Here is a 25,234-nt window from a genome sequence, read left to right on the forward strand (position 1 = left end):
GTGAAGCCGCAGTCGTGCGGCTTCACCGTTTTCTTTTGGAACCAAAGAGGACTTCTGATGCGGCTTAATGCTCTCAGGCATCTTGCGGTGCTGGCCTTTTCTCTTCTTGCCATGACGGCTCATGCCGGTGAAATCACCGATGTCACCGGCCGCAAGGTCGAGCTGGACCTGCCGGCCAAGCGTGTCATCGTCGGCGAAGCACGCCAGGTGCATGTCATCGCGGCGCTGAAGGGTGATCAGACCTTTGACACCATCGTCGGCTGGCGTGACGATCTCCTCAAGAAGGACCCGGACAGCTACGCCGCCTATGTCGAGCGTTTTCCGCAGATCGAAAAACTGCCGCGCTTCGGTTATGTGCCGCAGGGTGATTTCAGCCTCGAAACGGCAATCACCCTCTCGCCCGACGTCATTACCCTCAATCTGGAAGCGGAAAAATCCGCCAAGGAGAGCGGTTTCGAAGAAAAAGCGGCGGCAGCGGGCATCAAGGTCGTCTATCTCGATTTCCGCATCGATCCCGAGAAGAACAGCGAAGCCTCGGTGGAAATCCTCGGGAAACTGTTCGGCGCCGAAGAGCGCGCCAAGGAATTCATTGCCTATCGCCGCGCCGAAATCGCCCGCGTGACCGACCGTCTCGCCAGCGTCAAGGAGCTGAAACGCCCGAATGTCTTCATCGAGCGCGCGCCCGGCATTTCCGGCGAAAACAATTGCTGCCGCACCTTCGGCCCGGTCAATTTCGGCGCCATGGTCGATCTCGCCGGCGGCCGCAATATTGCCGACGGCATCATCAATACGACCTTCGGCGATCTCAATCCCGAACAGCTTGTCGTCGCCGATCCCGAACACGTCATCGTCACTGGCTCCAACTGGGCGGCGGAATCCGACATCAACCAGTTCGTTCCCGTCGGACGTGGCGCCGACATGGCGCTTTCGCGCGCGCGGCTGGCCGATCTGATGAAACGCACGCCGTTTCCGGAACTGAAGGCCGTCAAGGACGGCAATGTCCATGCCGTCTGGCACCAGTTCTATGGTGCGCCTTACGAGTTCTTCCCCATCCAGCAATTTGCCAAGTGGTTCCATCCGGACCTCTTCGCCGATCTCGACCCGGAAAAGAATTTTGAGGAGTTTCACCGCAAATTCCTCCCCGTCACCTACAAGCCGGGCTATTTCGCCTCGCTCGAAAAAGGTTTGAACCAATGAGTTCGCTGAATGAAAGCGCCGTTGGCGTCAGCGGGCGCGATCAATATCGCGCCCTTGCCGCGCGCAGGATCATCATCCTCTTCGGGCTTTTTCTCGCCCTGTGTTTCAGCATGGCCGCGGACATGGCGCTCGGCCCGGCCCGCTATACGCTCTCCGAAGTTCTCGCGACCATTGCCGATCCGGCCGCCGTCGGAAATCAGCTTCGGGTGGTGATCTGGGATATCCGCATGCCGATCGCGCTGATGGCGGTCACCGTCGGCGCGTCGCTTTCGGTGGCGGGTGCGCAGATGCAGACCATCCTGTCGAACCCGCTCGCCAGCCCGTTCACGCTCGGCATTTCCGCCGCGGCGAGCTTCGGTGCGGCACTGGCGCTTGTCGGCGGCGTGGCGATCTTTCCCGGTGCGGTGCATTACATGGTGCCGATCAATGCCTTCATCATGGCCATGGTGGCGGCGCTTTTCATTCATTTCGCCTCGACATTGCGGGGTGTGACTGTCGAAACCATCGTGCTGCTCGGCATCGCGCTGGTCTTCACCTTCAATGCCGCCCTGTCGCTGCTCGAATATCTCGCTTCCGAGCAGGCGCTTGCCGCCGTCGTCTTCTGGACCATGGGCAGCCTGACGAAGGCGACGTGGGACAAGGTCTATATCACCGCCGCCATCCTTCTCGTTACCGTGCCGATGTTCATGCGCAACGCCTGGGCGCTGACGGCTCTCAGACTGGGTGACGACAAGGCAGCCAGCATGGGCATCAATGTCCGACGGCTGCGGTTGACGACCATGCTGACGGTCAGCCTTCTGGCGGCCATTCCGGTTTCCTTCGTCGGCACCATCGGTTTCGTCGGGCTGGTCGGGCCGCATATCGCCCGCATGGTGGTGGGTGAGGACCAGCGTTTCTTCCTGCCGGGTTCGGTGATCTGCGGCGCGCTGCTGCTGTCGGCAACCTCGGTCATCAGCAAGATCCTCATTCCCGGTGCGGTCCTGCCGATCGGGGTGATCACGGCGCTGGTCGGCGTCCCGTTCTTCTTCGCGCTCATTTTCGGCAACAGGAGACGCGCATGGTAGCGCTCGCACTGAAGGATGTCGGTGCCGCCTATGGGCGCACCACGGTTCTCTCCAAGGTCGGCATCGATACGCTCGAAAGCGGCAGCGTGACGGCGGTGATCGGCCCCAATGCCGCCGGCAAGTCCACGCTTTTCAAGCGTATCGCCAGCCTGATCTCCGGTCCCGGTCTGGTGGAACTCTCCGACACGGCCCGTGGCGACCGCGCCATCTGCTACATGCCGCAGGATACCGGCGCCAACGCCGTGCTGACGGTCTATGAATCCGTGCTGCTTTCCGCCAAGCAGGGCGGCGGCTGGCGTGTTCAGGATCATGAACTGTTCGAGATCGACGCCATTCTCAAGGCGCTCAAAATCCACGATCTCGCCTTCCGCGGCCTTGGCGAGCTGTCCGGCGGCCAGCGGCAGCTGGTGTCGCTGGCGCAGGCGCTGGCGCGCAAGCCGGAAGTGCTGCTGATGGACGAGCCGACGTCGGCGCTCGATCTTCACCGGCAGATCGAGGTTTTGGGTTTCGTTACCGAGCTTGCCCGGAAAACCGGCATGATCGTGCTGATCGCCCTGCATGACCTCAACCATGCCCTGCGTTATTGCGGCAATACGATGGTGATCGCGCGCGGCGAAATGGTGGTGAGCGGCAGCACGGAGGCGGTGATCACGGCCGATATGCTGCGTGACATCTATCGCATCGATGCCCGTATCGAACCCTGCTCGCAGGGCAGGCCGATGGTTATCGTCGACGGGGCGATCTGACCGCGGCCGCCTCCGCCCGCGGCCGCACAAATTCTTGATGATAATAGTCATGAAATATCTGTTCGACCGGCGGTTAGAATGCTAGAGGTTGGGTGAAAAACCGCGCTGCCATGCGGGCGGCTTGCGGTTTTGTTGATCCTTGAAATTTCTCTCGGTTGAGACATGGGCATACGAGAAGATGACAAGCGTTATAACGCTTACGTCGCGCATAGGGTCGACCTGATCAAATACGCCACCCTTATTTTGGGATCGCGGGCGGATGCGGAGGACGTTGTTCAGGAGGCGTTCCTGAAATTCGTTCCCGAGGCCTCCGGCAATCCCTCCAATCTCAAATCCTATCTTTTCCGCATCGTCCGCAACCTTGCCCTCGACAATCGCCGGCGCAGCCGCCAGGACCTTCGCGAACGCCCGGACGATACCCCCTTCTGGGGCATGCCGCAGGATAACGGCACGCCGGAGGAACATGCCCTGTTTTGCGATGAAGTGCGGCAGATGCAGACTATTTTGGCCACTCTGCCGGTTCAGGCGCGCGTGGCATTGGAAATGCATAGATTCGGTGGTTACAATATGGAGGAAATCGCGCGTCACCTTGGCGTGTCCGTGGCCAGTGCCCACCGGCTGATCAAGGGCAGCATTGCCGCGATTACCAAGGAAATGAAGTAAAGTTGTCCTGATTGCCGCATCCCGTGAAAAAAATCTCTTTCTCAAACGTCTTTATAGAAACGTCGAAAACCAGGCGGCCCTCCGCCTGGCCAAAGGAACTGGCCGGGTTCAATGACCATCGATCCAGATAAAAAAATAGAATTGCCGACAGGGAAGGCGGAGGAGGCGGCCGGCTGGCTGCTCCGCCTGCAGGCGGGCTCGGCGGAACCACGCCTCAAGGCGGAATTCGACCGATGGCTGGCATCGTCTCCGGCGAACCGGCTTGCCTGGGAACGGACATGCAGGACATGGCGAAGCCTCGGCCTGGTGGAGCCGGCTTTCAGGAACCTGTGGGAGGACGCGCCGCGCCTGTCGGAAGAGGCCGAAAAACCGGTATCGCCGCGCCGGCGCTGGTCTTTGCGGCACTATGCCGGCGCGGCGATGACGGCGGCGGCTCTCTGTCTTGCGGTGCTGTTCGCCCCGGCATTTTTCGTCCAGATCAAGGCTGATTACCAGACCAGCACCGCGGAAAGCCGCACAATCGTGCTGGAAGACGGCAGCCGGGTGCAGCTTGCCGCGGCGAGTGCGCTTTCCACCGATTTCACCGGCGGCCGCCGCAATGTGAAGGTGCTGAAAGGCGAAGCCTTTTTCGATGTGGTATCGGACAAGACGCGCCCCTTCGTGGTGGAGGCGAAGAACGTGACGGTGCAGGTGCTGGGTACGGCTTTCGATGTCGACCTGACGGATGGCGTCACCCAGGTCGCGCTTGCCCATGGTTCGGTGGAAGCCTCCTTCGGCAACGCGCCGCCAACCCGGCTCGTGCCCGGAGAGATGCTGATCGTCGATGCTTCCGGCGCGATCCGCAAGGAGAATGTTTCCGTCGAGGATATTGGCGGCTGGCGCAACGGCGCCCTTTATGTGGTGGATGCGACGATCGGTTCGGTCGTGGAGCAGATCCAGCGCTACCATCCGGCCTGGCTGACCATGGCCGACAAGAGGCTCGCCGAGCAGCGGGTGACGGGGTTTTACGATCTGCGCGACCCGGACCGCGCGCTGGAAGCCCTGGTGGAACCCTATAGGGGTAAGGTGCATGCAATCGGCGGCAGCGCCCGTATCATCACCCGCTTCTGAAACGTTTCGAAACAAAAATCATATTTATTTTTCAGATATTTATAAAATTCTTTCTGAAATCCTGAAAAAAATTGCCGAGGCAATCGTCTTTTTGTTGAGTAATCCGGTCAAGATATATCCGGACTGAAAGACAGGAAGACGAAAGTAATATGCGCCTCCACATATGCATGAAGGACCAGAAGAAAAAAGCGGGAAAGCAGTCGCGCAGCGCAGCGTTGCTGGCGACGACGGCGCTGGTCGTTTCGATCTCGACGACGGTTTTTGCGCAGACGGTACCCGATGCCGCCAACGGCCAGCGCCCCGGTGGCGAACAGGGCGCGACGCGGCCGTTCAACATTCCCGCCCAGTCGCTGTCATCCGTCGTCGGCGTTTTCGGGCGGCAATCCGGTCTTCAGGTCACGCTTGCCACGCCGTCGGCCGGCAATGTGCGCACCAATGCCGTCACCGGCAGTTTCACGGTGCGGGAGGCGCTGTCACGGCTTCTGGCCGGTACGGGGGTCAATTTCCGCCTCGCCGGCAATGGCAGAACCGTCGTCATCGGCACGGGGCAGGCTGCTGTCGATCTTTCCGGGACGGAGGGAACGACGGTTCTTGAAACCATCACCGTGACCGGCAAGACCGGGCGCAACGCCATTGCCGGCACCGGTTATCAGGGAACGCCCGACTGGGTTTACGAAACTCCCGCCAGCGTCAGCGTCGTCAGCCGCGAGGCGATCCAGTCCGCCGGCGTGCGCAACACGCGTGATGTCTTCAACCGCGTCTCCGGCGTTTATGCCGGCGAGGGCAATGGCAGCTTCCCGACTGTTTCACCCAATGTGCGCGGTCTGCAGGAAAGCGGCCGTGTGGTCGTTTCCATTGATGGCGCACGGCAGAATGCGCAGCGCGGCGCGGCTTTCGGCGGCGCCACCAGCTACACCGCAAGCGCCGGGCAGGGCTATGTCGATGTCGCCTTCATCCGCGCTGTGGAGATCGAGAAAATCACCAATGCGCGGTCGGGCAACGCCGGCTCTCTCGGCGGCAAGGTGGAGTTCCGCACCGTCAGCGCCGATGATCTGATTGCCGCGGGTGAAAACAAGGGCGGCGAAGTGAATGTTTCGCGCGGCACCAATGGTTACGATTTTCAGGGTTCGGTGCTCGGCGCCGTTCGCGCGCCGGATAGCCCTCTTTCCTTTGTCGCCGGCTACAGCCGCACGATCATGGATGAATACAAGATCGGCACCAAGGGCGAGTCCCGAAGCACCGCGACGACGATGAAGGATTTGCTCGGCCGCGATGGCTGGTCGACCTTTTTCAAGGGCGAAGGCGATTTTGGCGATGTGCATGCCTCGCTGTCATGGATGCATCAGGAAAATGACTTCGTCCAGGGTGCTTCCGAGTTGATCGACCGGGAAAGCGTGCGCAATGACAGCGTTGTCGCGAAGCTGGACTGGGACCCGGAGAGCGAACTCATCGACTTCAAGTCGTCGCTGTGGCTGAACGATAACATGACGCATGAACTGCGCGCGGCGCGCACCGGCTATGCTTCTGAAACGAACCTGGATATGGGTTTGCGCAGCTTCGGCGGCAGCGTGGAAAATACCAGCCGCCTCGATACCCCGGCTGGCGAGCTAAGTTTGAATTATGGGGCCGAAGCCTTCCGCGACATCGCCTCTTCGGTTGCCACCAGTTCCGCCATTACCAATAATCCGTCTTTCGCCAGCAGCTATACGGCGTTCAGCCCTGCCGGACGGCGCGATGTTGCCAGTCTTTTCCTGAATGGCGAACTGGAGCCAGCGGATTGGGTGACGTTACGTGGTGGCGTGCGCTACGATTGGTCGCGTTTGAAGGGCACTGCGACATATTACGACTATCAGGCGGCGACCGGTAACCGCCAGGCCGGTTCCGTTACGACCCGCGCCGCGTATCTGCAGGCATACAGCCCTGCCACCTATGCCACACAGTACAATCTTTGCTATAATTTGAATCTTACGGCCATTTGTAACACCCTTAATAGATTGGGGGAGATTCATAATGGTACATGGTATTATGCAGGCACTTTGATCCCGAACAGTGCGACGCCCGAAGTTGTCTCGGACTATGAGGTCGACATTGACCGCACCTATCACGCATGGCTTCCATCGGCGACGATAGAATTTAAGCCGGTTGACTGGTTTCGGCCGTATCTCAGCTTTTCGCAAAGCCTTCGCCCGCCAACCATCCTCGAGGCTTTCTTTGCAGGCGCGCGTCCGGGTGATTCCGTGGGATATGAATACGCACCCAATGAAGCTCTACGCGCTGAAAAAGCCACGACCTATGAAATCGGTGCGAATATGAGCTTTGACGGCGTGTTGCTGGAGCATGATTCCCTCCGCATCAAGATGGCCGCCTTTCGCCGTGAGGTGCAGGATTACATCGCTCTCGGCTATCTCGTCACGGATCAGGTCGCCAACCGCACCTATACCAGCTTCGTCAATCTCGACGGCACGACCTATATGCGTGGGCTTGAATTCGAGGGCAATTACGACGCCCGCAATTTCTGGATCGGCGGATCGGCGACGCTCCTGAAAACCGAATGGCCTGAGAAGACACAGGTATTTTCCAACGGTACGACCACGACGAGCGGTGAGATCGTTGCCTGGCCGGGCGATGTCGCGCCGAAGATGAAGCTGACGCTGGATGGCGGCATGCGCTTCTTCGATGAAAAGTTCTCGCTGGGCGCAAGGCTCAACCACGTCACCCCGACCCAGTCGCGCACCCTCGATACGGAGGGCAATCTGCGCGAGGTGACCGACCCCTATACGACGGTGGATCTCTACGGATCCTACGCCTTCAACGACAAGGCCACGCTTCGCTTTGCCGTCAACAATCTGACGGACCGCAAATATATCCCGGCCGCCAGCGCCTATACGGCCCCGGGCCGCACTTTTATTGCGACCATGAACGTGAAGTTCTGAGGAGCAAAAGAAATTCTCCGGGCCGGGGTTGCAGCCCGTCCCGGAGATGAAACGCCTTCGTCACGTGATGAAGGTATCGATATTGGCCAGTAAAGGAGTACACCCATGGCTACCACAATTCAACTGACGCAGTCTTCCTCCGACCTGATCGGCTACCTCAACGGTTGGACGAGCGGTTTCGGTTCGACCTATGGTGCGTTCTACGACGCTCAGACCAGCTCGCTTGCCACCACCACCATCGATCCCAACACCACCTACGAAGCGTGGGGCGATGGCAGCACCGGCGGCAAGGGCATCGTCATGAGCGGCGCTCTCCAGTACTCCCAGGGCAACCTGACGGGCTCGGTCGACAGCATCGTTCTTGGCACCGGCTACAGCCAGTCCACCAGCGGCATCGCGGTCAGCCAGCAGGAACTGCTGATCGATCCCGATAGCGCCTACTCGCTTGACGGCGCGCGCGATCTTCTCGATCTCGCCGTTTACCAGCTCGCCCGCTTCGGCTCGCTGGCCGGTTTCTATGACTACTTCGCGGCCACCGGCACGGTCATCGAAGACACGGCGGCTTCCAACACTCTGACGGGCTTTGCCGGCGCCGACACCTTCGTCTTCTCCGGCGGCAACGATATTGTTGCGGCTGGCCCGACCGGCACCTATGGTTATCAGGACGGCGTCGACAAGCTGGACGTTTCCGGTTGGGGCTCCACCTCGGTGAGCGATCTTTACTGGGTTGACGATGCCGGTGACACTATTGTTGGTTCTTACTCGAACTCGGCTGTTTCCATCACCCTCGTTGGTGTAGATTCCAGCGTGCTCGACGCATCGGACTTCATTTTCGCCAGCGCATCGGCGCTTGCCGCGTAAAGGAAAATCAGGCTGTGGGCTTTCAAAACCACCAGCAGACGCCGCCGCAGTCCCTCACTGCGGCGGTTGTTTCGCCCCTTAAAAGCACGTTTCTCGGCGTGGCGCTCGTCAGCGGCGTGGTCAATATACTCGCACTCACTTCGCCGCTCTTCATGCTGCAGGTCTATGACCGCGTGCTGGCAAGCGGCAGCCTGCCGACGCTGGTCGGGCTCGCTGCACTTGCGCTCGGCCTTTATGGGTTCCAGTGCCTGCTTGACATCATCCGCGCCCGCGTTCTGATCCGTATCGGTGAAGATTTCGACATGCGCCATTCCGGCAGGGTGCACGATGCGGTGGTGCGCCTGCCGCTCGTCAACCGCATGCCGGGCGATGGGTTGCAGCCGCTGCGCGATCTCGACAATGTGCGCGGTTTTCTCTCCGGCACGGGGCCAACGGCCTTTTTCGACCTGCCGTGGATGCCGCTTTATCTCGGCATATGTTTTCTGTTTCATGTCTGGATCGGCGTGACGGCGCTTGCCGGCGCGGTGCTGCTCGTTTCCCTGACGATCCTGACCAACATCTTCTCACAGAAGCCGATCCGCGACACCATGGTGGAAAACATGGCCCGCAACCGGCAGCTGGAGGCTTCGCGCCGCAATGCCGAAGTCGTGCAAGCCATGGGGCTTGGCGGCCGGCTCGGCGCACGCTGGCAAACTTCCAACGAAGCCTATCTCGCCGCCAATCGCAAGTCGGGCGATGTGGCCGGCGGTCTCGGCAATATCGCGAAATCCCTGCGGGTCGTGCTGCAATCGGCCATTCTTGCGGTTGGGGCGTGGCTCGTCATCAACCAGGAGGCCTCGGGCGGCGTGATGATCGCCAGTTCCATCATGATGGGCCGGGCGCTGGCGCCCGTCGATCTTGCCATTTCCAACTGGAAATCCTTCGTGGCCGCCCGGCAGAGCTGGGCGCGGCTGCGGGAGCTTTTCGCCCAGATGCCGGCCAATGCCGCCGCCATGGCCCTGCCGAGGCCGGAAAAGGAATTGCGGGTCGAAAACGTCACTATCGTTCCGCCGGGCGAGAGAAAACCGACCGTCGTCGGTCTCGGTTTTGTCGTCACCGCCGGAAAGGCGCTTGGCGTCATCGGTCCCTCCGGCTCCGGCAAATCCACCCTGTCGCGCATTCTGACCGGCGCCTGGATGCCTGCCGCCGGCAAGGTGCGGCTCGACGGCGCGAGCTTCGATCAATGGGACCGTGAGGCGCTTGGCCGCCATATCGGTTATCTGCCGCAGGGCGTCGAGCTGTTCGACGGTACGATCGGCGAGAATATTTCCCGTTTCGAGGCTAATCCCGATCCCGAGGCCATCATCGCGGCGGCCAGGGCCGCGGGTGCGCATGAGTTGATCCTGCGTTTTGAAAAAGGCTATGACAGCGATATCGGCGAGGCTGGTTCCGCCCTTTCCGCCGGGCAGCGCCAGCGCATCGGCCTGGCCCGGGCGCTTTATGGCGATCCCTTCATCGTGGTGCTGGACGAGCCCAACGCCAATCTCGATGCGGAAGGCGAAGCCGCCGTGGTCAAGGCGATTTCCGCGGTCAAGGCGCGCGGCGGCATTGCCGTCGTCGTTGCCCACCGGCCGAGCGCCATCGGCGCCGTCGATTTCATTCTGATGATGGAAGAGGGCCGGATGAAGGCCTTCGGCCCCCGCGACGACGTGCTGTCGAAGGTGCTGCGTGTTCCGCAGAGCCAGGCCGCCAAGGGGTTTGCCGCATCCGCCCAGACAGTGTCACCGCTGCGTGTCGTTGCCAATACCCAGCTTCAGCCGGCCGTGCCGGAAGACGGCCGGGAAGAGAACAGTCCGGAAGGAGATGCGGATGTCAAACATTGATCAGCGCAGCCATGTTTCCCGGTCCATCCGCAAGCATCTTTTCGCCGGCCTTGCCGCAAGCGTTGCGCTGCTGGCCGGTGTCGGCGGCTGGGCCGCGACGACCAATCTCGCCGGGGCCGTCGTTGCGTCCGGTCATCTGGTGGTGGATTCCTACAGCAAGAAGGTGCAGCACCCGAGTGGCGGTGTCGTCGGCGAAATTCTGGTGAATGAAGGCGACAAAGTGAAGGCCGGCGATGTGGTCATGCGCCTCGATGCGACCCAGACCCGCGCCAATCTCGCCATCGTCACCAAACGTCTCGACGAGTTGAATGCCCGCATGGCAAGGCTTGAAGCCGAGCGAGACGATCTGCCGGACCTCGTTTTTCCGCAATCGCTGATGGCGCGAAGGGACGATCCCGATGTCGCTTCCGCCATGCGCAGCGAAACCAAGCTGTTCGAGTTCCGCAAATCCTACCGCGAGGGCCGAAAAGCGCAGCTTTCCGAACGCATCACCCAGTTCGAGCATGAGATCGAAGGGCTGAAGGCGCAGGAAGTCGCCTATGATAACGGCTTGGCCGTGCTGGAGGCGGAAATCACCTCGCAAAAATCCCTGCGCGAACAGGGCGTCGTCTCCGTGCAGCGGCTGAACAGCCTGCAGACGCAGGCAGCGACCTTCGGCGGCGAGCGCGGTGAAAAAATCGCCTATCAGGCGCAGACGGCGGGGCGTATCACCGAAACGAAGCTGCAGATCCTGCAGATCGATCAGGAACTGCGCACCGAGGTCGGGCGGGAGCTGCGTGAGATACAGGCCCAGATGGGTGAATTCGTCGAACGCAAGGTTGCCGCGGAAGACGAGTTGAAACGCATTGATATCGTCGCGCCGCAATCCGGCATGGTGCATGAACTGGCCGTGCATACCGTTGGTGGCGTGGTGACGCCGGCGGATCCGATCATGCTGATCGTGCCTGACGGCGACGAACTGGCGCTGGAGGTGCAGATCGTGCCGAAGGATATCGACCAGTTGCAGGTGGGGCAAAAGGCCATGCTGCGCATGACCGCCTTCAACCAGCGCGTCACGCCGGAGCTGGAAGGCCATGTCAGCCGTATCGCGGCGGATATCACCACCGACCAGCGCAGCGGCCTTTCCTATTATCTGGCGCGGATTTCGGTGCCTGTTGCCGAGCGGAACAAGCTGAACAATGCGCCGCTGGTGCCGGGCATGCCGGCTGAGGCCTTCATCCAGACCAGCGAGCGCACGGCGCTCTCCTATATTGCCAAACCGCTGACGGACCAGATCAGCCGCGCTTTCCGGGAGGAGTAGCGCTTGCGTCCGGCGGGGTCGCGGATCAGGCCCCGTCCGCAAAACGGAAGGCGGGAAAGCCCTGGACATTGGCCGGAATGGCCCATACGCCGCCCGATCGCGGGAAGCGCGTGCGGGTTTCCTCGCCCATGTTGTTGCGGTGTGAGGTGACGAAAATTGTCCTGAAATCCGGCCCGCCGAAACAGGACATGGTGGGGTGCGGCACCGGCATCGGAATTTTTTCCAGCAGCGCGCCGTCCTCGCCGTGAATATTCAGCACCCCGGCGGAAACGCCGGCGCTCCAATAGCGGCCGTCACCATCCACGCAACCGCCGTCCGGGCGGCCATCTGCCTCGGTCGGCCGGGCGATGATGTCGCCTTCATCGAAAAGACCGGTCCGCCGGTCGAAATGCCGACGGCGGATCCAGCGCTGCACGGAATCGCTGTGCCACATCACCGCGCCGTCGGCGGAAAAGGCAAGGCCGTTCGGACAGGTCAGCCCGGTCTGGCGACAGCGAATGTCTGTCGCCGTGACCCGCCACAATTGCCCCGTCGGCCGAATATCGTGGAAGGGGCCGGCATCCATCGTACCGACCCAGAACGCACCGTCGGGACCGACCCGCCCGTCATTCAGCCGAGAGGGCAGGCCGTCAGGTGCGGGAATGGTGGCAAGCGTCGCTATTGTGCCGTTTTCGGGGTCCACCAGCAGAATTTGCATGCCGCAGGCGACGATCAGCCTGCCGCTTTCACAAAGGCCAAGACAGGAAACCGTATCCGGAAGCGTCATTGTCCAGCGTCTGCCGCTCGAAGGGGTGACGGAATGGAGTTTCCTCTCCATGATATCGCACCAGAAAAGCGTCTGCCGCCGTTCGTCCCATACGGGTGATTCCGCAAGGGTGCCGATCACATCGCAGACGAGTTCCGCTCGTTGCATAGTCAGCATCATTTTTGCCATCATGCTCTCATTTCATTCCGTCTGAACTTCCCATGCATCTCCGTGGCCTAATCGAAATATTCGCGATGGGCCTCGTAGATTTGCGACAGGATGCCAAGGACGCGGCGCAGATGCTGGCGCAGCCATTGTACTGCCCGGTCTTCGTCCTTCGCCTTCACCGCATCATAGACGGCCTCATGTTCGGAAAGCAGGCGGGCCATGTGGGCCTCGTCGGTGATGGCGAGTACGCGCAACCGGTCGAGCGCTGATTTTTCCCGCATCAGCAATGTTTCCAGCCGGTCGAGGCCGGTGGCGGCTGCCAGGGCGCTGTGAAACTGGTCGTCATGCAGGCGAAACGCCTTTCGGTCTCCGTCGGCAATGGCCCTGCGCTGGGCGGCCAATGCCTGTTCGATATCGCCCATCGCCCGGGAGGAAAGATGCATCTGGCAGAGCCGGCGGATGGCCGCGACTTCCAGCGCTTCGCGAATGAACTGTGCGCTTCTGATCTGAAGTTCGGAGAGTTTCGAGACATAGGTGCCACGGCTTGGCAGGGTAACGATCAGCCCGTCGTCGCGCAGGCGGCTTAATGCTTCGCGGACGGGTGTGCGGCTGGAATTGAAAAGCTGGCCGATGTCGTTTTCCGAGACGGCCTGACCCGGCGCAAGCTGCCTGTCAAGGATGGCCGCCTTCAGCGCGGCGTAAATCTGGTCCACCGCCGGGCGGTTCAGATCCAGCGGTTCCATCTCCGGGGTCGGGTATTCCGTTGTCAGGCCTTTTCGCATTTTCCCCCCTGCGTCCGGCAATTTTTCATGAACCTGTTTACCGGAATGCAAATTTATTGACAACCGGCATACCGGTATGCACTTTGGGCTACCAAGCGTGGGTTGGGAGGCTCGCGATCATGCGAACAGGTAGAACTTGTGTCATCGTGGGGGCGGGAATGGTCGCCAGAACGCATGTGCTCGCCGCAGCCGCTTCTCCCGAAAAAGTCACTCTCAAGGGTATTGTGGATGGCGGCTCCGGGCGGGCCGCCCGCCTGGCGCAGGAGGTGTCCGCACTGGTCGGCCGCGAGGTCGCCGTCTATCGCTCCATCGAGGAGGTTGCGAACGATCCCGACGTGGATTTCGCTATTGTGGTGACGCCGCCAAACGTCCGCGCAAGCGTGATTGAACCGCTCGCCCGCGCCGGTAAACATATTCTCCTTGAAAAACCGGTTGCCCGTAATACGCAAGAAGCGACCGCGCTGGTTGCCTTCTGCCGCAGCGCGGGCATCTCGCTCGGCATTGTCTTCCAGCATCGCATGCGGGCGGCTTCGCGCAAGGCGAAGGAGCTTGTCGCGGACGGCGGCCTCGGTGCACTCGGCGTCTGCGAGATTTCCGTGCCGTGGTGGCGCGCGCAAGCCTATTACGACGAGCCGGGGCGCGGCACGCGCGAGCGGGATGGCGGCGGTGTGTTGATATCGCAGGCGATCCATACGATCGATCTGGCGCTCAGCCTTGCCGGACCGGTGGCGCGCGTGCAGGCGATGGCGGCAACGACACGTTTTCACAGCATGGAGACGGAGGACTTCGTCTCTGCCGGGCTGTGTTTCGAAAATGGGGCCGTCGGTTCGCTCATGGCGAGTACGGCCAGCTTTCCCGGCAGTGCCGAAACCATCTCCTTGCATTTCGACAAGGCCAGTCTGCGGCTGGCATCCGGCGTTCTGAGCGTCGACTGGCGGGACGGGCGCAGCGAGACCTTTGGCGGGACGGCATCCGGCACCGGCGGCGGCGCCGATCCCATGGCGTTCACCCATGAATGGCATCAGGGCATTATCGAGGACTTCGTCGATGCCCTCGTTTCGGAGCGGGAGCCGGTGGTGACCGGCGAGGCGGCGCTCCTTTCTCATCGACTGATTGATGCAATTGTCAAATCCGCCGAAGGCGGCAAGGAAGTGGAACTGCGCAATGACTAAACCGATCAAGTTTGCGGCTCTCGGTATCGAACACCGGCATATTTTCGGCATGTCACAGAACATGCTGAATGCCGGCGCGGAATTTGCCGGCTGGTGGACGGAGGGCGAGCCCGAAGTCGTGGAAGGCTTCCTGAAGCGTTTCCCCGATGTGCCGCGTATCGGCAGCGTCGAAGAAATTCTTGCCGATCCGACCATCGACCTCGTCCTGATTGCCGATGTTCCGAAGAAACGCGCCGATCTTGCCGTTCGCGCCATGGAAGCGGGCAAGGATGTGATGTCGGACAAGCCGGGATGCACCAGGCTTGCGCAACTGGAGCAGCTGCGCGCCGCCGTGGCCCGCACGAAACGCATCTGGTCGGTGAATTTTTCGGAACGTTTTGAGGTGCCGAGCGTGACGAAGGCCACGGAACTGGTGGCGGCGGGCGCCATCGGCCGGGTGGTGCAGACCATCGGCACCGGGCCGCACCGCCTTAACCGGGCGCTGCGCGCCGACTGGTTTTTCGATCTGGAATCCTATGGTGGTATCCTGACCGATATTGCCAGCCACCAGATCGACCAGTTCATGTTCTTCACCGGCTCGACGGATGTGGAAGTTGTGTCTGCGACGGTTGCGAATTATGCCAATCCCGGCGATCCCGGTTTGCAGGATTTCGGCGAGGTGCTGCTGCGCGGCGATCGCGGCCATGGTTACATCCGTGTCGACTGGTACACGCCGGATGCCCTGCCAACCTGGGGTGATGGCCGGCTGACCATTCTGGGCACGCAGGGCTATATCGAGCTGCGGAAATATGTCGATCTCGGCAACAAGCCGGGCACCGACCGGCTCATTCTCGTTAATGGCGACCGTTGCGAATACATAGACGCTTCCGATGCCGGCCTGCCTTATTTCGACCGCCTGTCGGCCGATATCCGCAACCGCACCGAAACCGCGATGCCGCAGCAACATGTTTTCAGGGTGTGTGAACTGGCGCTTCGGGCACAGGCAAAGGCCGAAGGGAGAGCGGCATGATAGGCGTCGCAATCATCGGCGCCGGCATCGGCGCGTTGCATCTTAAAGGCTATCGGGCACTCCCCGGTCGTTTTGCGGTCAGGGCCATCTGCGATCTCGATCTGGAGCGGGCGCGCAAGCTTGCCGAGGATGATCCCTCGATAAAGGTGACCGCAAGTCTCGAGGAGGTGCTGGCGGATGAGAGCCTCTCGCTGATCGATATCTGCCTGCCGCCGCACCTGCATTTTCCGGTCGCCCTGCAGGCCCATGCCGCCGGCAAGGATGTGATCTGCGAAAAGCCGCTGGTGCGTTCGCTGGAGGAGGCGAATGCGCTGCTTCTTTCGGTGAAGAACACCGGCCAGCAGGTGTTTCCGGTGTTCCAGTACCGGTTTGGCCATGCCATGCGGCAGCTGCAGGCGCTGATCGATGCCGGTCTTGCCGGCAAGGCCTTTGTCGCCAGTTCCGAAGTGCACTGGAACCGCGGCGCGGATTATTACCATATCCCCTGGCGCGGCACCTGGAAGGGCGAATGCGGCGGCGCGATCCTCGGACATGCCATCCATGCCCACGATCTCATCTGCCATGTGCTCGGCCCGGTCGAGGAAGTTTTCGCTTTCGCCGATACGCGGGTGAACGCCATCGAGACGGAAGATTGCGCCGCCATCAGCCTGCGCATGAAGAGCGGCGCGCTGGTGACAAGCTCGGTCACGCTCGGCGCCGGCAGCGATACGTCACGGTTGCGTTTCTGTTTCGAAGGGCTGACCGCTGAAAGCGGCACCAAGCCCTATGCGCCGGCCGAGGATACATGGCGTTTCACCGCGCGTGCCCCCACGACGCAGGAAGAGATCGATGCGGTGCTGGCGCGGGTCGTCACCGGGCTGGACGGGTTTGCCGGTTTCCTCGAAGCCATTGCCGATGCGATCGAGGGCAAAGGCGGCAATGAAGTGACGGCTGCCGACGGATTACGATCCATCGAACTCGTCACGGCCATCTATAAATCCGTACGGCAGGGGCAGCCCGTGCGGTTGCCGCTGCGCGAGGATGACGATCTCTATAAAGGCTGGGCGCCTCAGGCGCCCGTTTCGCGGAAAGTCTGACATGACCGACAGAAAATTGAGATCCGACCGCTGGTTCGCACCCGATGACCTGCGCAGTTTCGGCCACCGCTCACGCATGATGCAGCTCGGTTATGCGGAGGAGGACTTTGTCGGCAAACCCGTCATCGGCATCCTCAACACCTGGTCGGAGCTGAATACCTGCCATTCGCATTTTCCCGAACGCGTGAAGGATGTGAAGCGCGGTGTCTTGCAGGCGGGCGGCTTCCCGGTCGAAATGCCGTCGCTATCGGTCGATGAGAGTTTCACCAAGCCGACCTCGATGCTTTACCGCAACATGCTGGCGATGGAGACGGAAGAGATGATCCGCTCGCATCCGCTGGATGGCGTGGTGCTGATGGGCGGTTGTGACAAGACGACGCCCGGCCTTGTCATGGGTGCGATTTCGGCCGGCGTGCCGATGATCTATCTGCCGGCGGGGCCAATGCTGCGCGGCAATTACGCCGGCAAGGTGCTGGGTTCCGGTTCCGATGCCTGGAAATATTGGGACGAGCGCCGGGCCGGCAATGTCAGCGATGACGAATGGCGCGGGCTGCAGGGCGGCATCGCCCGTTCCGCCGGCGTCTGCATGACCATGGGCACGGCTTCGACCATGACGGCGATTGCCGATGCGCTGGGTCTGACCTTGCCGGGCGCATCCTCCATTCCGGCGGTGGATGCCGAACACCAGCGCATGTCCGCCGCCTGCGGCCGTCGTATCGTGGAGATGGTGGCGGAAGAGCTGACGCCGAACCTTATTCTCACTGCCGCCTCCGTGCGTAATGCCGCCATCGTCGCCATGGCGACCGGCTGCTCCACCAATGCCGTCGTGCATCTGATCGCCATGGCCCGCCGCGCCGGCGTGCCGCTGACGCTCGATGAGCTGGACGAGCTTGGCCGTGTAACGCCGCTCATCGCCAATGTCCGCCCGTCGGGCAAAGACTATCTGATGGAGGATTTTTATTATGCGGGTGGCCTGCGCGCCCTGATGAAGCAGCTTGAAAGCCGGCTGGATTGCTCGGCTCTCACGGTGACCGGCCGCAGCATGGGTGAAAATCTCGAAGGCGCGAAGGTTTATAATGACGATGTGATCCGTTCGCTCGACAATCCGGTCTATGCGGAAGGTTCGCTGGCGGTGCTGCGGGGCAATCTCTGTCCGGATGGCGCGGTCATCAAGCCTGCGGCCTGTGACCCGAAGTTTCACATCCACGAAGGCCCGGCGCTGGTGTTTGACAGCTATCCCGAGATGAAGGCGGCGATCGACGATGAAACGCTGGATGTGACGCCGGATCATGTGCTGGTGTTGCGCAATGCCGGTCCGCTCGGCGGTCCCGGTTTTCCGGAATGGGGTATGCTGCCGATTCCCAAGGCGCTGATCAAGAAAGGCCATCGCGATATGTTGCGCATCTCCGATGCCCGCATGTCCGGCACCTCCTATGGCGCCTGCGTTCTGCATGTCGCGCCGGAGAGCTTTGTCGGCGGGCCGCTGGCCTTGCTGAAAACCGGCGATATAGTGCGGCTCGACCTGCCGCAGCGCCGTCTTGACATGCTGGTGGGCGATGAGGAGATCGCCAGCCGCCGGGCTGCCTGGCAGGCGCCGCCGCCGCGTTACGAGCGCGGTTATGGCTATATCTTCTCCAAACATGTGAGCCAGGCCGACGAGGGATGCGATTTCGACTTCCTGCAGACCGATTTCGGCCGTTCGGCCGGCGAGCCGGATATTTACTGAAGCTATGAGCAGGGCAATGCGTCCTGCCGATGAGACAGAATGACAGGAGAGACCGGGATGAACCAAGAGACCCGCGACAAGCTGAAAACGATTTCCGTCGCCACGCTGGCGACGGCACTTTACAAGCGCGGCCTGCGAAACCAGGTCATACAGGGCGTCCATCCGCTCGGATACAAGGGGGTGAACATGGTCGGCCCGGCATTTACGCTGCGCTACATGCCCGCCCGTGAAGACCGCAACCAGCTTGTGGAATTCCGTAACCCGGCGCATCCGCAGCGGGTGGCGATCGAAACCTGCCCGCCGGGCCATGTGATGGTGATCGACAGCCGCAAGGATGCGAGCGCCGCCTCGGCCGGCGATATTCTGGTGACGCGGCTGATGGTTCGCGGTGGTGCGGGCATCGTGACCGATGGTGGTTTTCGTGACGCCGCCACCATCGCCGAACTGGATATTCCGGCCTATCACACCCGGCCTTCCAGCCCGACCAATCTGACCAAACACGAGGCGATCGAGATCAACGGCCCGATCGGCTGCGGTGACGCGCCTGTCTTTCCCGGCGACATTATCGTCGGTGATGCGGATTGCGTCATCGTCATCCCCGCCGGCATTGCCGACGAGATTGCGACCGAGGCGGTGGAAATGACGGCTTACGAGGATTTCGTGGTGGAGCAGGTCAAGGCCGGCCAGACGATCATCGGGCTTTACCCCTGCACCAAGGAAGAGCACCAGATCGCCTTTGCCGAATGGCGCAAGAAGAACAACCGCTGAACCTCATAACCAGCCCAGCGCTTTCGCCGCGCGGATCGCCTCCGCGCGGCGTTTGCAATCCAGCTTGCGGAACAGGTTGCTAAGGTGAAACTTCACCGTCACTTCCGAGATGTTGAGCGTCTGGGCGATCTTCTTGTTGGACATGCCGCTGGCCAGCAATTGCAGCATCTGCGCTTCGCGTTGGGAAAGCCCGCCATGCAGGGCACGCGCCTGCGGCGAGTTCACCGAAGCAGCAAAGATCGACAGCGCCGCGCGCACATCGGAAGAGGTTTCGATAAAGCTGCGGATGCGGCGATTGTTCAGAAGCGGCGACAGGAAGACACGCTCTTCCGACAGCACGCCATTGCAGCCAAGACGGGTTGCCGATTCAAGAGCGGTGAGGATGTGGGCGCGGGCGGCGGCATTGTCGCGGCGCTGGTGCGCGGCATAGCTCTGCCAGATTCTCAGCGCGACCTTCTCACGATTGGTGACCTTGGGATTGGCGATCATCGCGTCCATCTGTCGGGAAAGATAGGCGCGCGGTGTGAAAAGATGCACCGCATCGCGAAGCCAGGCCATGACATAGGCGATTTCGTCCCGGCGCGTCAGCCGGGAAAGGTCTTCATGTGCGCTTTCCACCCAGTTGCGGCCCATCGGCATGCGGATTGCGGATAGGGTAGCTGCGGCATCCGCCCAGCGGTTGGCGTTCTGATAGGCGAGGGCCGTCCTGATCTCCATCATCGCATGGAATTGCAACCCTTCCGAAAGATGGATCCACAGGCCATCGAGAAAGCCCGGACGAACGGTCATCGGAAGATGGTCGATCAACACCTGCGAGGCGTAAAACAGGGCAAATTGCATCAGGCTCGGCCAGATTTCGGCAGCGGCGAAGTGATCGAATTCGTGCTCGACGAAATGCAGAAGGTCGCGGGTTTTTCCCGCTTCATAGGCAAGGCAGGCTTCCGCCAGCCGCAGCATTCGGAACTCCTGCACGGCATCATGCGGCACCTGTTCCAGCCGTGCGCGCGCCTCCCGCGCCGCCCGGCGGGCCAGAAGCACATCGCCGCTCATCAGCCGCAGCACGATCTGGTGCAGGTGGATGAAGAATTCCAGCAGGGGCTGCCCGCCCATCTTGCGCAGATAGATAAGCGCGCGGGCGGCAGCCGCCTCCGCCTCGCGGAAATTGCGGCGGCGGATTTCAAATTCCAGCAGCGCATTGTAATAGGCCGCCCATTTGCCGTGATCGTCCATCGGATAATCGGCCATGAACTCGCCGAGCCGCGTTATCATCGCGTCATTGGGCGTCAGGTCCTCGGCGATCATCAGGTTCAGCCGGAAGGTGCGGGCGGCGAAGGAAAACCGCGAGCCGCGGGCAAGCACCTTCAGCGGATCGAGATAATCCGACCCGAGGCTTTTGCCGAGCAGATGGCGCACGCGTTGCAATTCACCCTGTTTCAGCAGCGCGCGGGTGACGGCAAAGAGCACGGTTTCATTGGCCGCGATCATATCCTGCGAAAACCGCATGATGATTTCGCGAAACCGGTCGACGCTGCTTCTGTAGATCAGCTCACGGCCGTCGGCGCGCTCGAGGATTTGTGCGGCATGGGTCTCGTAACCGCGGTCCAGCAGCATGGCCATGGCGGCCAGCGAACGCCCAGCCTTTTCGAACGCCGAGGCGACTTCCACCACGGCGCTGCCGGTCTGCAATGTGGCGAGGCGTTCTTTTGCCGCCACCGTCAGAAGCCGTATCAGCGTGCGGTGATTGTCGGGCTTTCCCGTCAGAAAGGGCGGCAGAAGCCTGGTCCAGTCCGCATTGGGGTCTGCGGAGGGATTTTCGAGCCAGAAGGACAGTTCGACGGTTTGAGCAGGGGAAAGATGCGGCAGATAGCTTTCCCGAAGATAGTCGGCGCATAAGGTTTCGTCCGGCAGGCGCGCCAGCGACAGGAATGCCGGCCATCCCGCATAATCCTCGAGTGCCAGATGCTTCTGTTCGGGCGGAAGACTTTCGGCCTCGTCCGGCCTGAAGGCCAGTTCGTCCGATCCTATGGTGAGCGAGCCGCGATGCAGGATGTGCCGCGCCATCCCGCTGATCCGCTGGTCAGGCCGGCAGGCGATGACGACGAAACGCACCGACTCCAGAATGGGGGCGGGCATGCGTACTGCCCGTGCAAAGACCGGAACGTCCCACAGCAGGTAGCCGTTTGCCGCGTCGTCGCCTTGCGGCTGGTGCGTGCGGCATATCTGCGTTCCCAGTTCTTCTGCGAGCATCTCCAGCAGCACGCTTTTTCCGGCTCCCGCCGGCGCGCGCAGAAATACCACGCCCGCGGTTTCGCTGGTGACGCGGTGGCATAGGCGGGGACGGGGCAGGAGTATCATCGGGAAAGGGATAGGGCATCCGGATTTAAAAACCTATACTCATTCTTCAAAAAACTATACCTTTCGGCAATTGTTCGAACCGCCATCTGGTGAAAACTTGTGTTCAAGCAACCGATGCACAAGGAACGTTCCACCGATGCAGCAACATCCGCTGGTCGCGATTTTGAACAGGCTCGGCACCTTCGTGCTGGTCATGATCGCCCTGTCCATCATGATTTTCGGGCTCGCCCGTGTGGTGCCGGGAGATCCCGCCCGCATGGCGCTCGGTCCCGCGGCAACGCAGGAGCAGGTGGATGCGCTGCGCGGCGAGATGGGCCTCGATAAGCCGCTTGCCGTCCAATATCTCGATTATATCGGCAATGCGCTGCATGGCGATCTTGGTTTTTCGCTGGTGTCGCAGCGCCCTGTCACCACCGATCTGGCGCAGACCGTTCCCGCCACCGTCGAACTGGTGCTGGTCTCTGTCATCTTCATGTTCGCCATCGCCATCCCGCTTGGCGTCATCACCGCACATTATCGCGACCGGCCGCTGGATCATATCGGCCGCATCCTGTCGCTCACCGGGGTGACGATCCCGAGCTTTCTTTTCGCCATCACGCTGCAATTGCTGGCCGCCCGGTTTCTCTCCGGCTGGCCGATCATCGGCAGGCTCGATCACTCGCTCGGCTGGCAGGGCGGCCCAACCGGTTTCATCCTGATCGACGGCACGCTGGCCGGACGGTTCGATGTGGTGCTCGATGCGCTGAAACACCTTGCGCTGCCGGCATTTGCGCTTTCCATGGCCGGCATCGGCCAGATCACCCGCATCACGCGCTCCTCGATGATCGAGAACCAGCGCAAGGACCATGTGCTGACACTGCAGAGCTTCGGCGTGCCGGAGCGGGTGATCATCTTCCGTTACCTGCTGAAGCTCTCTTCCATTGCGCCGCTGACGATCATGGGCCTCGAATTCGCGTCATTGATCGGCAATGCCTTCGTGATCGAGATGGTCTTCGCCTGGGGCGGTTTCGCTTCCTACGGATTGAACGCCATCCTGCAGAAAGACCTCAATGCCGTCACTGCCGTGGTGCTGGTGGCCGGCCTGTTCTTCATCGTTGCGAACCTGATCGTGGATGTCCTGATCTCGATCATCGACCCGCGCCTGCGCCGCAAGGAGGCTCGCTGATGGCTGATATGAAAATGCTCGAACCCACCGATCGCGGTCTAAGTGCCGGTTACATGATGTGGTATCGCTTCAGCCGCAATCCGGCGGCGGTCATCGGCTCGCTGATCCTTCTGTCGGTGCTGGTGCTGGCGGTCTTCGCGCCATGGCTCACGCCCTATCCGAAACACATAGGCGCGGTCGTCGATTTCCGCGCCCGCCACATGCCGCCGGATCTGGAGCACTGGTTCGGCACCGACAAGGCCGGGCGCGATATCTTTTCCCGTACCATTTTCGGGCTGCGTGTTTCCCTTCTTCTCGTCATCGGCGTGCTCGGTATTTCGGTACCTGTTGGCACGGTGCTTGGCCTGATCGCCGGTTATTTCGGCGGATGGACCGAGAAACTCATCAGCGGCCTGACGAATGTGATGCTGGCCATGCCGCCGCTCGTCATGGCGCTCGCGGTCTCCAACCTCCTGGAACCGACACTGACGAACGCCATGATCGCGATCACGCTGCTGTGGTGGACCTGGCACGCGCGGCTGATCTATTCGGTATCGAAGTCCATTGCATCCGAAGACTACATCGAGGCTGCGCGTCTTGCCGGTGCCGGCCCCCTGCATATCCTCTTTCGCGAAATCCTGCCCAATTGCGTCTCGGTCATATCCGTCAAGACGACGCTCGATGCCGCCTTCGTCATCCTGTTCGGCGCGACGCTCAGCTTCCTCGGTTTCGGCGTCAAGCCGCCGACCCCCGACCTTGGATCGATGGTTGCCGACGGGCGCCAGTTCATGCCGGATTTCTGGTGGGAAGTGCTCTGCCCCGGTGCGGCCGTGCTTTACGTGACGCTGGGTTTCAACCTGCTGGGCGACGGCCTGCGCGACATGTTCGACGTGGAAAGCTAAGGCCATGACTGAACCGCTTCTCAAGGTCGAAAACCTCAACGTCACCTTCACCAATTATGGCCGCACCCGGCAGGTGCTGCGCGATGTCGCCTTCACGGTTGCCGCCGGCGAGCGCGTGGCGCTGATCGGCGAAACCGGATCGGGCAAATCGGTCACCGCCAAGGCGATCATCGGCACCCTGCCGAAGAATGCCGCGATCACCTCCGGCGCCATCGTCATCGATGGCCGGGATGTGCTTGCCCTGCCGCGCAGAGACCGTGAGGCGCTGAAGGGAACGGCGTTTTCATTGATCATGCAGGACCCACTGTCCTCCTTCAATCCGGTCTTCAAGATCGGCACGCATCTCGATGATGTCATGCGCTTTGCCGACAAACGCGATGGTATCAACTCGTCGAAGGCGGAGCGCCGCAACCGCATCGCAGCCGTTTTGCGCCGGGTGCAGCTTGCCGATACCGAGCGGGTGATGAATGCCTATCCGTCCGAGCTTTCGGGCGGTATGCGCCAGCGCGTGCTGATCGGGCTTGCCCTGCTGCACCAGCCGAAGCTCCTGATCGCCGATGAGCCGGGCACTGCGCTTGACGTGACGACGCAGGATGAAATCCTCAACCTCATCAACCAGCTGGTTGCCGAAGAAAACATGGCGCTGCTGATGATCACCCACAATCTCGGCGTCGTGCGCAAGGTGGCGGACCGGGTCGTGGTCATGCATCACGGCGATATCGTCGAGACCGGACCTTGCACGCAAATCCTGCATTCTCCCGCTGCGGATTATACGCGTTCGCTGCTGGATGCGGTGCCGCCGCTCTATGGCTCGCGTGTTACGGATCTCGCGCAAAGCACGCGGCAGCCGATCATCACCATCGAAGGCCTGAACAAGATTTACGGCAGGCGCAATGGCTACCATGCCGTGCGCGACGTGAACCTGACGCTGAAGCAGGGAGAGGTTTTTGGCCTTGCGGGCGAATCCGGTTCCGGCAAGACCTCGGTCGCCCGCATGATCATGGGCCTTTCGCGTCCCACCTCCGGCAATCTTGTCATCGACGCCCCGGCGCCTGAGCGCGGCAAGCGGCTGACGCAGATCGTCTATCAAAATCCCGGCACGTCCCTCAATCCGAAGCGCACGGTGAAACAGACGCTTTCCCTGCCGTTGAAATCCATCGGCATGGATGGCCAGGCGCGGGAAAGTCGGATGCAGGAACTGCTGGGGCTGGTGCGGCTGCCGCAATCCTATCTCGGCAAATATCCGCACGAGCTTTCCGGCGGCCAGAAGCAGCGTGTGGCGATCGCCCGCGCGCTCGCGGCAGAACCGAAAATCCTCATCCTCGACGAGCCGACGGCGGCACTTGATGTCTCCGTGCAGAAGACGGTGATCGACCTTCTGCTGCAGCTGCGCGAGGAGCTTGGCCTGACCTATCTGATGATCTCGCATGACCTGTCGCTGATGCGCAATTTCTGCTCGCGCATTGCCATCATGCTGCGCGGCGAGATTGTCGAGGAGGGTGTGACGTCGGCGGTCTTTGCCGAGCCGGCCCATCCCTATACCCGCGCCCTGATCGCGGCCATCCCCGTCGTCACCGACGAGGAAGAAAGTCTCAAACCCACCGTGACCGAGGAAGAGCGCATGCGTTTCCTCGTAAAAACGACCGATTGA

At 61.4% G+C, this 25,234-nt stretch carries 20 protein-coding genes; 17 read left to right on the forward strand and 3 right to left on the reverse strand.

Annotation, left to right across the window (positions count from 1 at the left end; genetic code table 11):
- Positions 1–57 precede the first annotated feature (57 nt).
- From ACI2KA_RS20215 to ACI2KA_RS20255, 9 genes are all read left to right on the forward strand, one after another.
- Positions 58–1,197 carry an ABC transporter substrate-binding protein gene (locus ACI2KA_RS20215; RefSeq protein ID WP_404504250.1) on the forward strand — a complete coding sequence of 380 codons (1,140 nt, stop codon included), beginning with the start codon at positions 58–60 and terminating at the stop codon, positions 1,195–1,197.
- Positions 1,194–2,261, forward strand: a complete 1,068-nt coding sequence (locus ACI2KA_RS20220) for a FecCD family ABC transporter permease (protein WP_404504251.1) — start codon at positions 1,194–1,196, stop codon at positions 2,259–2,261. The genes ACI2KA_RS20215 and ACI2KA_RS20220 overlap by 4 nt, the downstream gene beginning before the upstream one ends.
- On the forward strand, positions 2,255–3,007 hold the full coding sequence (locus tag ACI2KA_RS20225; protein ID WP_404504252.1) for an ABC transporter ATP-binding protein: 753 nt from the start codon (positions 2,255–2,257) through the stop codon (positions 3,005–3,007). Before ACI2KA_RS20220 ends, ACI2KA_RS20225 begins: the two co-directional genes overlap by 7 nt.
- Positions 3,008–3,169: 162 nt before the next feature.
- Complete coding sequence (locus ACI2KA_RS20230) at positions 3,170–3,670, forward strand: RNA polymerase sigma factor (RefSeq protein ID WP_404504253.1); 501 nt, start codon at positions 3,170–3,172, stop codon at positions 3,668–3,670.
- Between the two features lie 111 nt (positions 3,671–3,781).
- Entirely contained in the window at positions 3,782–4,780 is a 999-nt protein-coding gene (locus tag ACI2KA_RS20235) for a FecR family protein (RefSeq protein ID WP_404504254.1), read from the forward strand.
- Positions 4,781–4,947: 167 nt separating this feature from the next.
- Positions 4,948–7,713, forward strand: coding sequence for a TonB-dependent hemoglobin/transferrin/lactoferrin family receptor (locus tag ACI2KA_RS20240; protein WP_404504298.1), 2,766 nt, complete (start codon positions 4,948–4,950; stop codon positions 7,711–7,713).
- A gap of 105 nt (positions 7,714–7,818) precedes the next feature.
- Positions 7,819–8,574 (forward strand): hypothetical protein, encoded by a 756-nt coding sequence (locus ACI2KA_RS20245; RefSeq protein WP_404504255.1) that lies wholly within the window; start codon positions 7,819–7,821, stop codon positions 8,572–8,574.
- Between the two features lie 14 nt (positions 8,575–8,588).
- A complete protein-coding gene (locus tag ACI2KA_RS20250) occupies positions 8,589–10,436 on the forward strand; it encodes a type I secretion system permease/ATPase (RefSeq protein ID WP_404504256.1) in 1,848 nt (615 codons plus the stop codon).
- Positions 10,423–11,736, forward strand: a complete 1,314-nt coding sequence (locus tag ACI2KA_RS20255; RefSeq protein ID WP_404504257.1) for an HlyD family type I secretion periplasmic adaptor subunit — start codon at positions 10,423–10,425, stop codon at positions 11,734–11,736. The genes ACI2KA_RS20250 and ACI2KA_RS20255 overlap by 14 nt, the downstream gene beginning before the upstream one ends.
- A gap of 25 nt (positions 11,737–11,761) precedes the next feature.
- Here the strand turns inward: ACI2KA_RS20255 and ACI2KA_RS20260 are convergent, their stop codons facing one another.
- Both ACI2KA_RS20260 and ACI2KA_RS20265 read right to left on the reverse strand, forming a co-directional pair.
- Positions 11,762–12,661: an SMP-30/gluconolactonase/LRE family protein gene (locus ACI2KA_RS20260; RefSeq protein WP_404504258.1), complete on the reverse strand. Its 900-nt coding sequence runs from the start codon at positions 12,659–12,661 to the stop codon at positions 11,762–11,764.
- Positions 12,662–12,717: 56 nt separating this feature from the next.
- Entirely contained in the window at positions 12,718–13,431 is a 714-nt protein-coding gene (locus ACI2KA_RS20265; protein ID WP_404504259.1) for a GntR family transcriptional regulator, read from the reverse strand.
- 119 nt (positions 13,432–13,550) lie between these two features.
- Here ACI2KA_RS20265 and ACI2KA_RS20270 point away from each other — a divergent pair, with 119 nt between their 5' ends.
- The 5 genes from ACI2KA_RS20270 to ACI2KA_RS20290 are packed head-to-tail and all read left to right on the forward strand — an operon-like array spanning position 13,551 to position 19,182.
- On the forward strand, positions 13,551–14,603 hold the full coding sequence (locus tag ACI2KA_RS20270; protein WP_404504260.1) for a Gfo/Idh/MocA family protein: 1,053 nt from the start codon (positions 13,551–13,553) through the stop codon (positions 14,601–14,603).
- A complete protein-coding gene (locus ACI2KA_RS20275) occupies positions 14,596–15,612 on the forward strand; it encodes a Gfo/Idh/MocA family protein (protein WP_404504261.1) in 1,017 nt (338 codons plus the stop codon). The genes ACI2KA_RS20270 and ACI2KA_RS20275 overlap by 8 nt, the downstream gene beginning before the upstream one ends.
- Positions 15,609–16,688: a Gfo/Idh/MocA family protein gene (locus ACI2KA_RS20280; RefSeq protein WP_404504262.1), complete on the forward strand. Its 1,080-nt coding sequence runs from the start codon at positions 15,609–15,611 to the stop codon at positions 16,686–16,688. The genes ACI2KA_RS20275 and ACI2KA_RS20280 overlap by 4 nt, the downstream gene beginning before the upstream one ends.
- 1 nt (position 16,689) lies before the next feature.
- The gene (araD, locus tag ACI2KA_RS20285; RefSeq protein WP_404504263.1) at positions 16,690–18,414 is read left to right on the forward strand and encodes an L-arabinonate dehydratase; all 1,725 of its coding nucleotides are present in this window, start codon (positions 16,690–16,692) and stop codon (positions 18,412–18,414) included.
- A gap of 57 nt (positions 18,415–18,471) precedes the next feature.
- The gene (locus ACI2KA_RS20290; RefSeq protein ID WP_404504264.1) at positions 18,472–19,182 is read left to right on the forward strand and encodes a ribonuclease activity regulator RraA; all 711 of its coding nucleotides are present in this window, start codon (positions 18,472–18,474) and stop codon (positions 19,180–19,182) included.
- Between the two features lie 3 nt (positions 19,183–19,185).
- Here ACI2KA_RS20290 and ACI2KA_RS20295 read toward each other — a convergent pair whose 3' ends face one another.
- Positions 19,186–21,537: a response regulator transcription factor gene (locus ACI2KA_RS20295; protein WP_404504265.1), complete on the reverse strand. Its 2,352-nt coding sequence runs from the start codon at positions 21,535–21,537 to the stop codon at positions 19,186–19,188.
- A gap of 136 nt (positions 21,538–21,673) precedes the next feature.
- On the opposite strand from ACI2KA_RS20295, the gene ACI2KA_RS20300 reads away from it, so the two are divergent.
- From ACI2KA_RS20300 to nikE, 3 genes are read left to right on the forward strand one after another with little or no spacing between them, the layout of a single operon-like run.
- The gene (locus ACI2KA_RS20300) at positions 21,674–22,702 is read left to right on the forward strand and encodes an ABC transporter permease (RefSeq protein WP_404504266.1); all 1,029 of its coding nucleotides are present in this window, start codon (positions 21,674–21,676) and stop codon (positions 22,700–22,702) included.
- Complete coding sequence (locus ACI2KA_RS20305) at positions 22,702–23,583, forward strand: ABC transporter permease (RefSeq protein ID WP_006698626.1); 882 nt, start codon at positions 22,702–22,704, stop codon at positions 23,581–23,583. Before ACI2KA_RS20300 ends, ACI2KA_RS20305 begins: the two co-directional genes overlap by 1 nt.
- A 4-nt stretch (positions 23,584–23,587) precedes the next feature.
- Positions 23,588–25,234, forward strand: a complete 1,647-nt coding sequence (nikE, locus tag ACI2KA_RS20310; RefSeq protein WP_404504267.1) for a nickel ABC transporter ATP-binding protein NikE — start codon at positions 23,588–23,590, stop codon at positions 25,232–25,234.

It is taken from the genome of Agrobacterium sp. NPDC089420 (assembly GCF_044900305.1).
GTDB lineage: Bacteria > Pseudomonadota > Alphaproteobacteria > Rhizobiales > Rhizobiaceae > Agrobacterium.

Excerpts from the sequence above, each read along its gene's own strand:
- ACI2KA_RS20215 (WP_404504250.1), top strand. The coding sequence starts at position 58 with ATGCGGCTTAATGCTCTCAGGCATCTTGCGGTGCTGGCCTTTTCTCTT.
- ACI2KA_RS20220 (WP_404504251.1), top strand. The coding sequence starts at position 1,194 with ATGAGTTCGCTGAATGAAAGCGCCGTTGGCGTCAGCGGGCGCGATCAA.
- ACI2KA_RS20225 (WP_404504252.1), top strand. The coding sequence starts at position 2,255 with ATGGTAGCGCTCGCACTGAAGGATGTCGGTGCCGCCTATGGGCGCACC.
- ACI2KA_RS20230 (WP_404504253.1), top strand. The coding sequence starts at position 3,170 with ATGGGCATACGAGAAGATGACAAGCGTTATAACGCTTACGTCGCGCAT.
- ACI2KA_RS20235 (WP_404504254.1), top strand. The coding sequence starts at position 3,782 with ATGACCATCGATCCAGATAAAAAAATAGAATTGCCGACAGGGAAGGCG.
- ACI2KA_RS20240 (WP_404504298.1), top strand. The coding sequence starts at position 4,948 with ATGAAGGACCAGAAGAAAAAAGCGGGAAAGCAGTCGCGCAGCGCAGCG.
- ACI2KA_RS20245 (WP_404504255.1), top strand. The coding sequence starts at position 7,819 with ATGGCTACCACAATTCAACTGACGCAGTCTTCCTCCGACCTGATCGGC.
- ACI2KA_RS20255 (WP_404504257.1), top strand. The coding sequence starts at position 10,423 with ATGTCAAACATTGATCAGCGCAGCCATGTTTCCCGGTCCATCCGCAAG.
- ACI2KA_RS20260 (WP_404504258.1), bottom strand. The coding sequence starts at position 12,661 with ATGATGCTGACTATGCAACGAGCGGAACTCGTCTGCGATGTGATCGGC.
- ACI2KA_RS20265 (WP_404504259.1), bottom strand. The coding sequence starts at position 13,431 with ATGCGAAAAGGCCTGACAACGGAATACCCGACCCCGGAGATGGAACCG.
- ACI2KA_RS20270 (WP_404504260.1), top strand. The coding sequence starts at position 13,551 with ATGCGAACAGGTAGAACTTGTGTCATCGTGGGGGCGGGAATGGTCGCC.
- ACI2KA_RS20275 (WP_404504261.1), top strand. The coding sequence starts at position 14,596 with ATGACTAAACCGATCAAGTTTGCGGCTCTCGGTATCGAACACCGGCAT.
- ACI2KA_RS20280 (WP_404504262.1), top strand. The coding sequence starts at position 15,609 with ATGATAGGCGTCGCAATCATCGGCGCCGGCATCGGCGCGTTGCATCTT.
- araD (WP_404504263.1), top strand. The coding sequence starts at position 16,690 with ATGACCGACAGAAAATTGAGATCCGACCGCTGGTTCGCACCCGATGAC.
- ACI2KA_RS20290 (WP_404504264.1), top strand. The coding sequence starts at position 18,472 with ATGAACCAAGAGACCCGCGACAAGCTGAAAACGATTTCCGTCGCCACG.
- ACI2KA_RS20295 (WP_404504265.1), bottom strand. The coding sequence starts at position 21,537 with ATGATACTCCTGCCCCGTCCCCGCCTATGCCACCGCGTCACCAGCGAA.
- ACI2KA_RS20300 (WP_404504266.1), top strand. The coding sequence starts at position 21,674 with ATGCAGCAACATCCGCTGGTCGCGATTTTGAACAGGCTCGGCACCTTC.
- ACI2KA_RS20305 (WP_006698626.1), top strand. The coding sequence starts at position 22,702 with ATGGCTGATATGAAAATGCTCGAACCCACCGATCGCGGTCTAAGTGCC.
- nikE (WP_404504267.1), top strand. The coding sequence starts at position 23,588 with ATGACTGAACCGCTTCTCAAGGTCGAAAACCTCAACGTCACCTTCACC.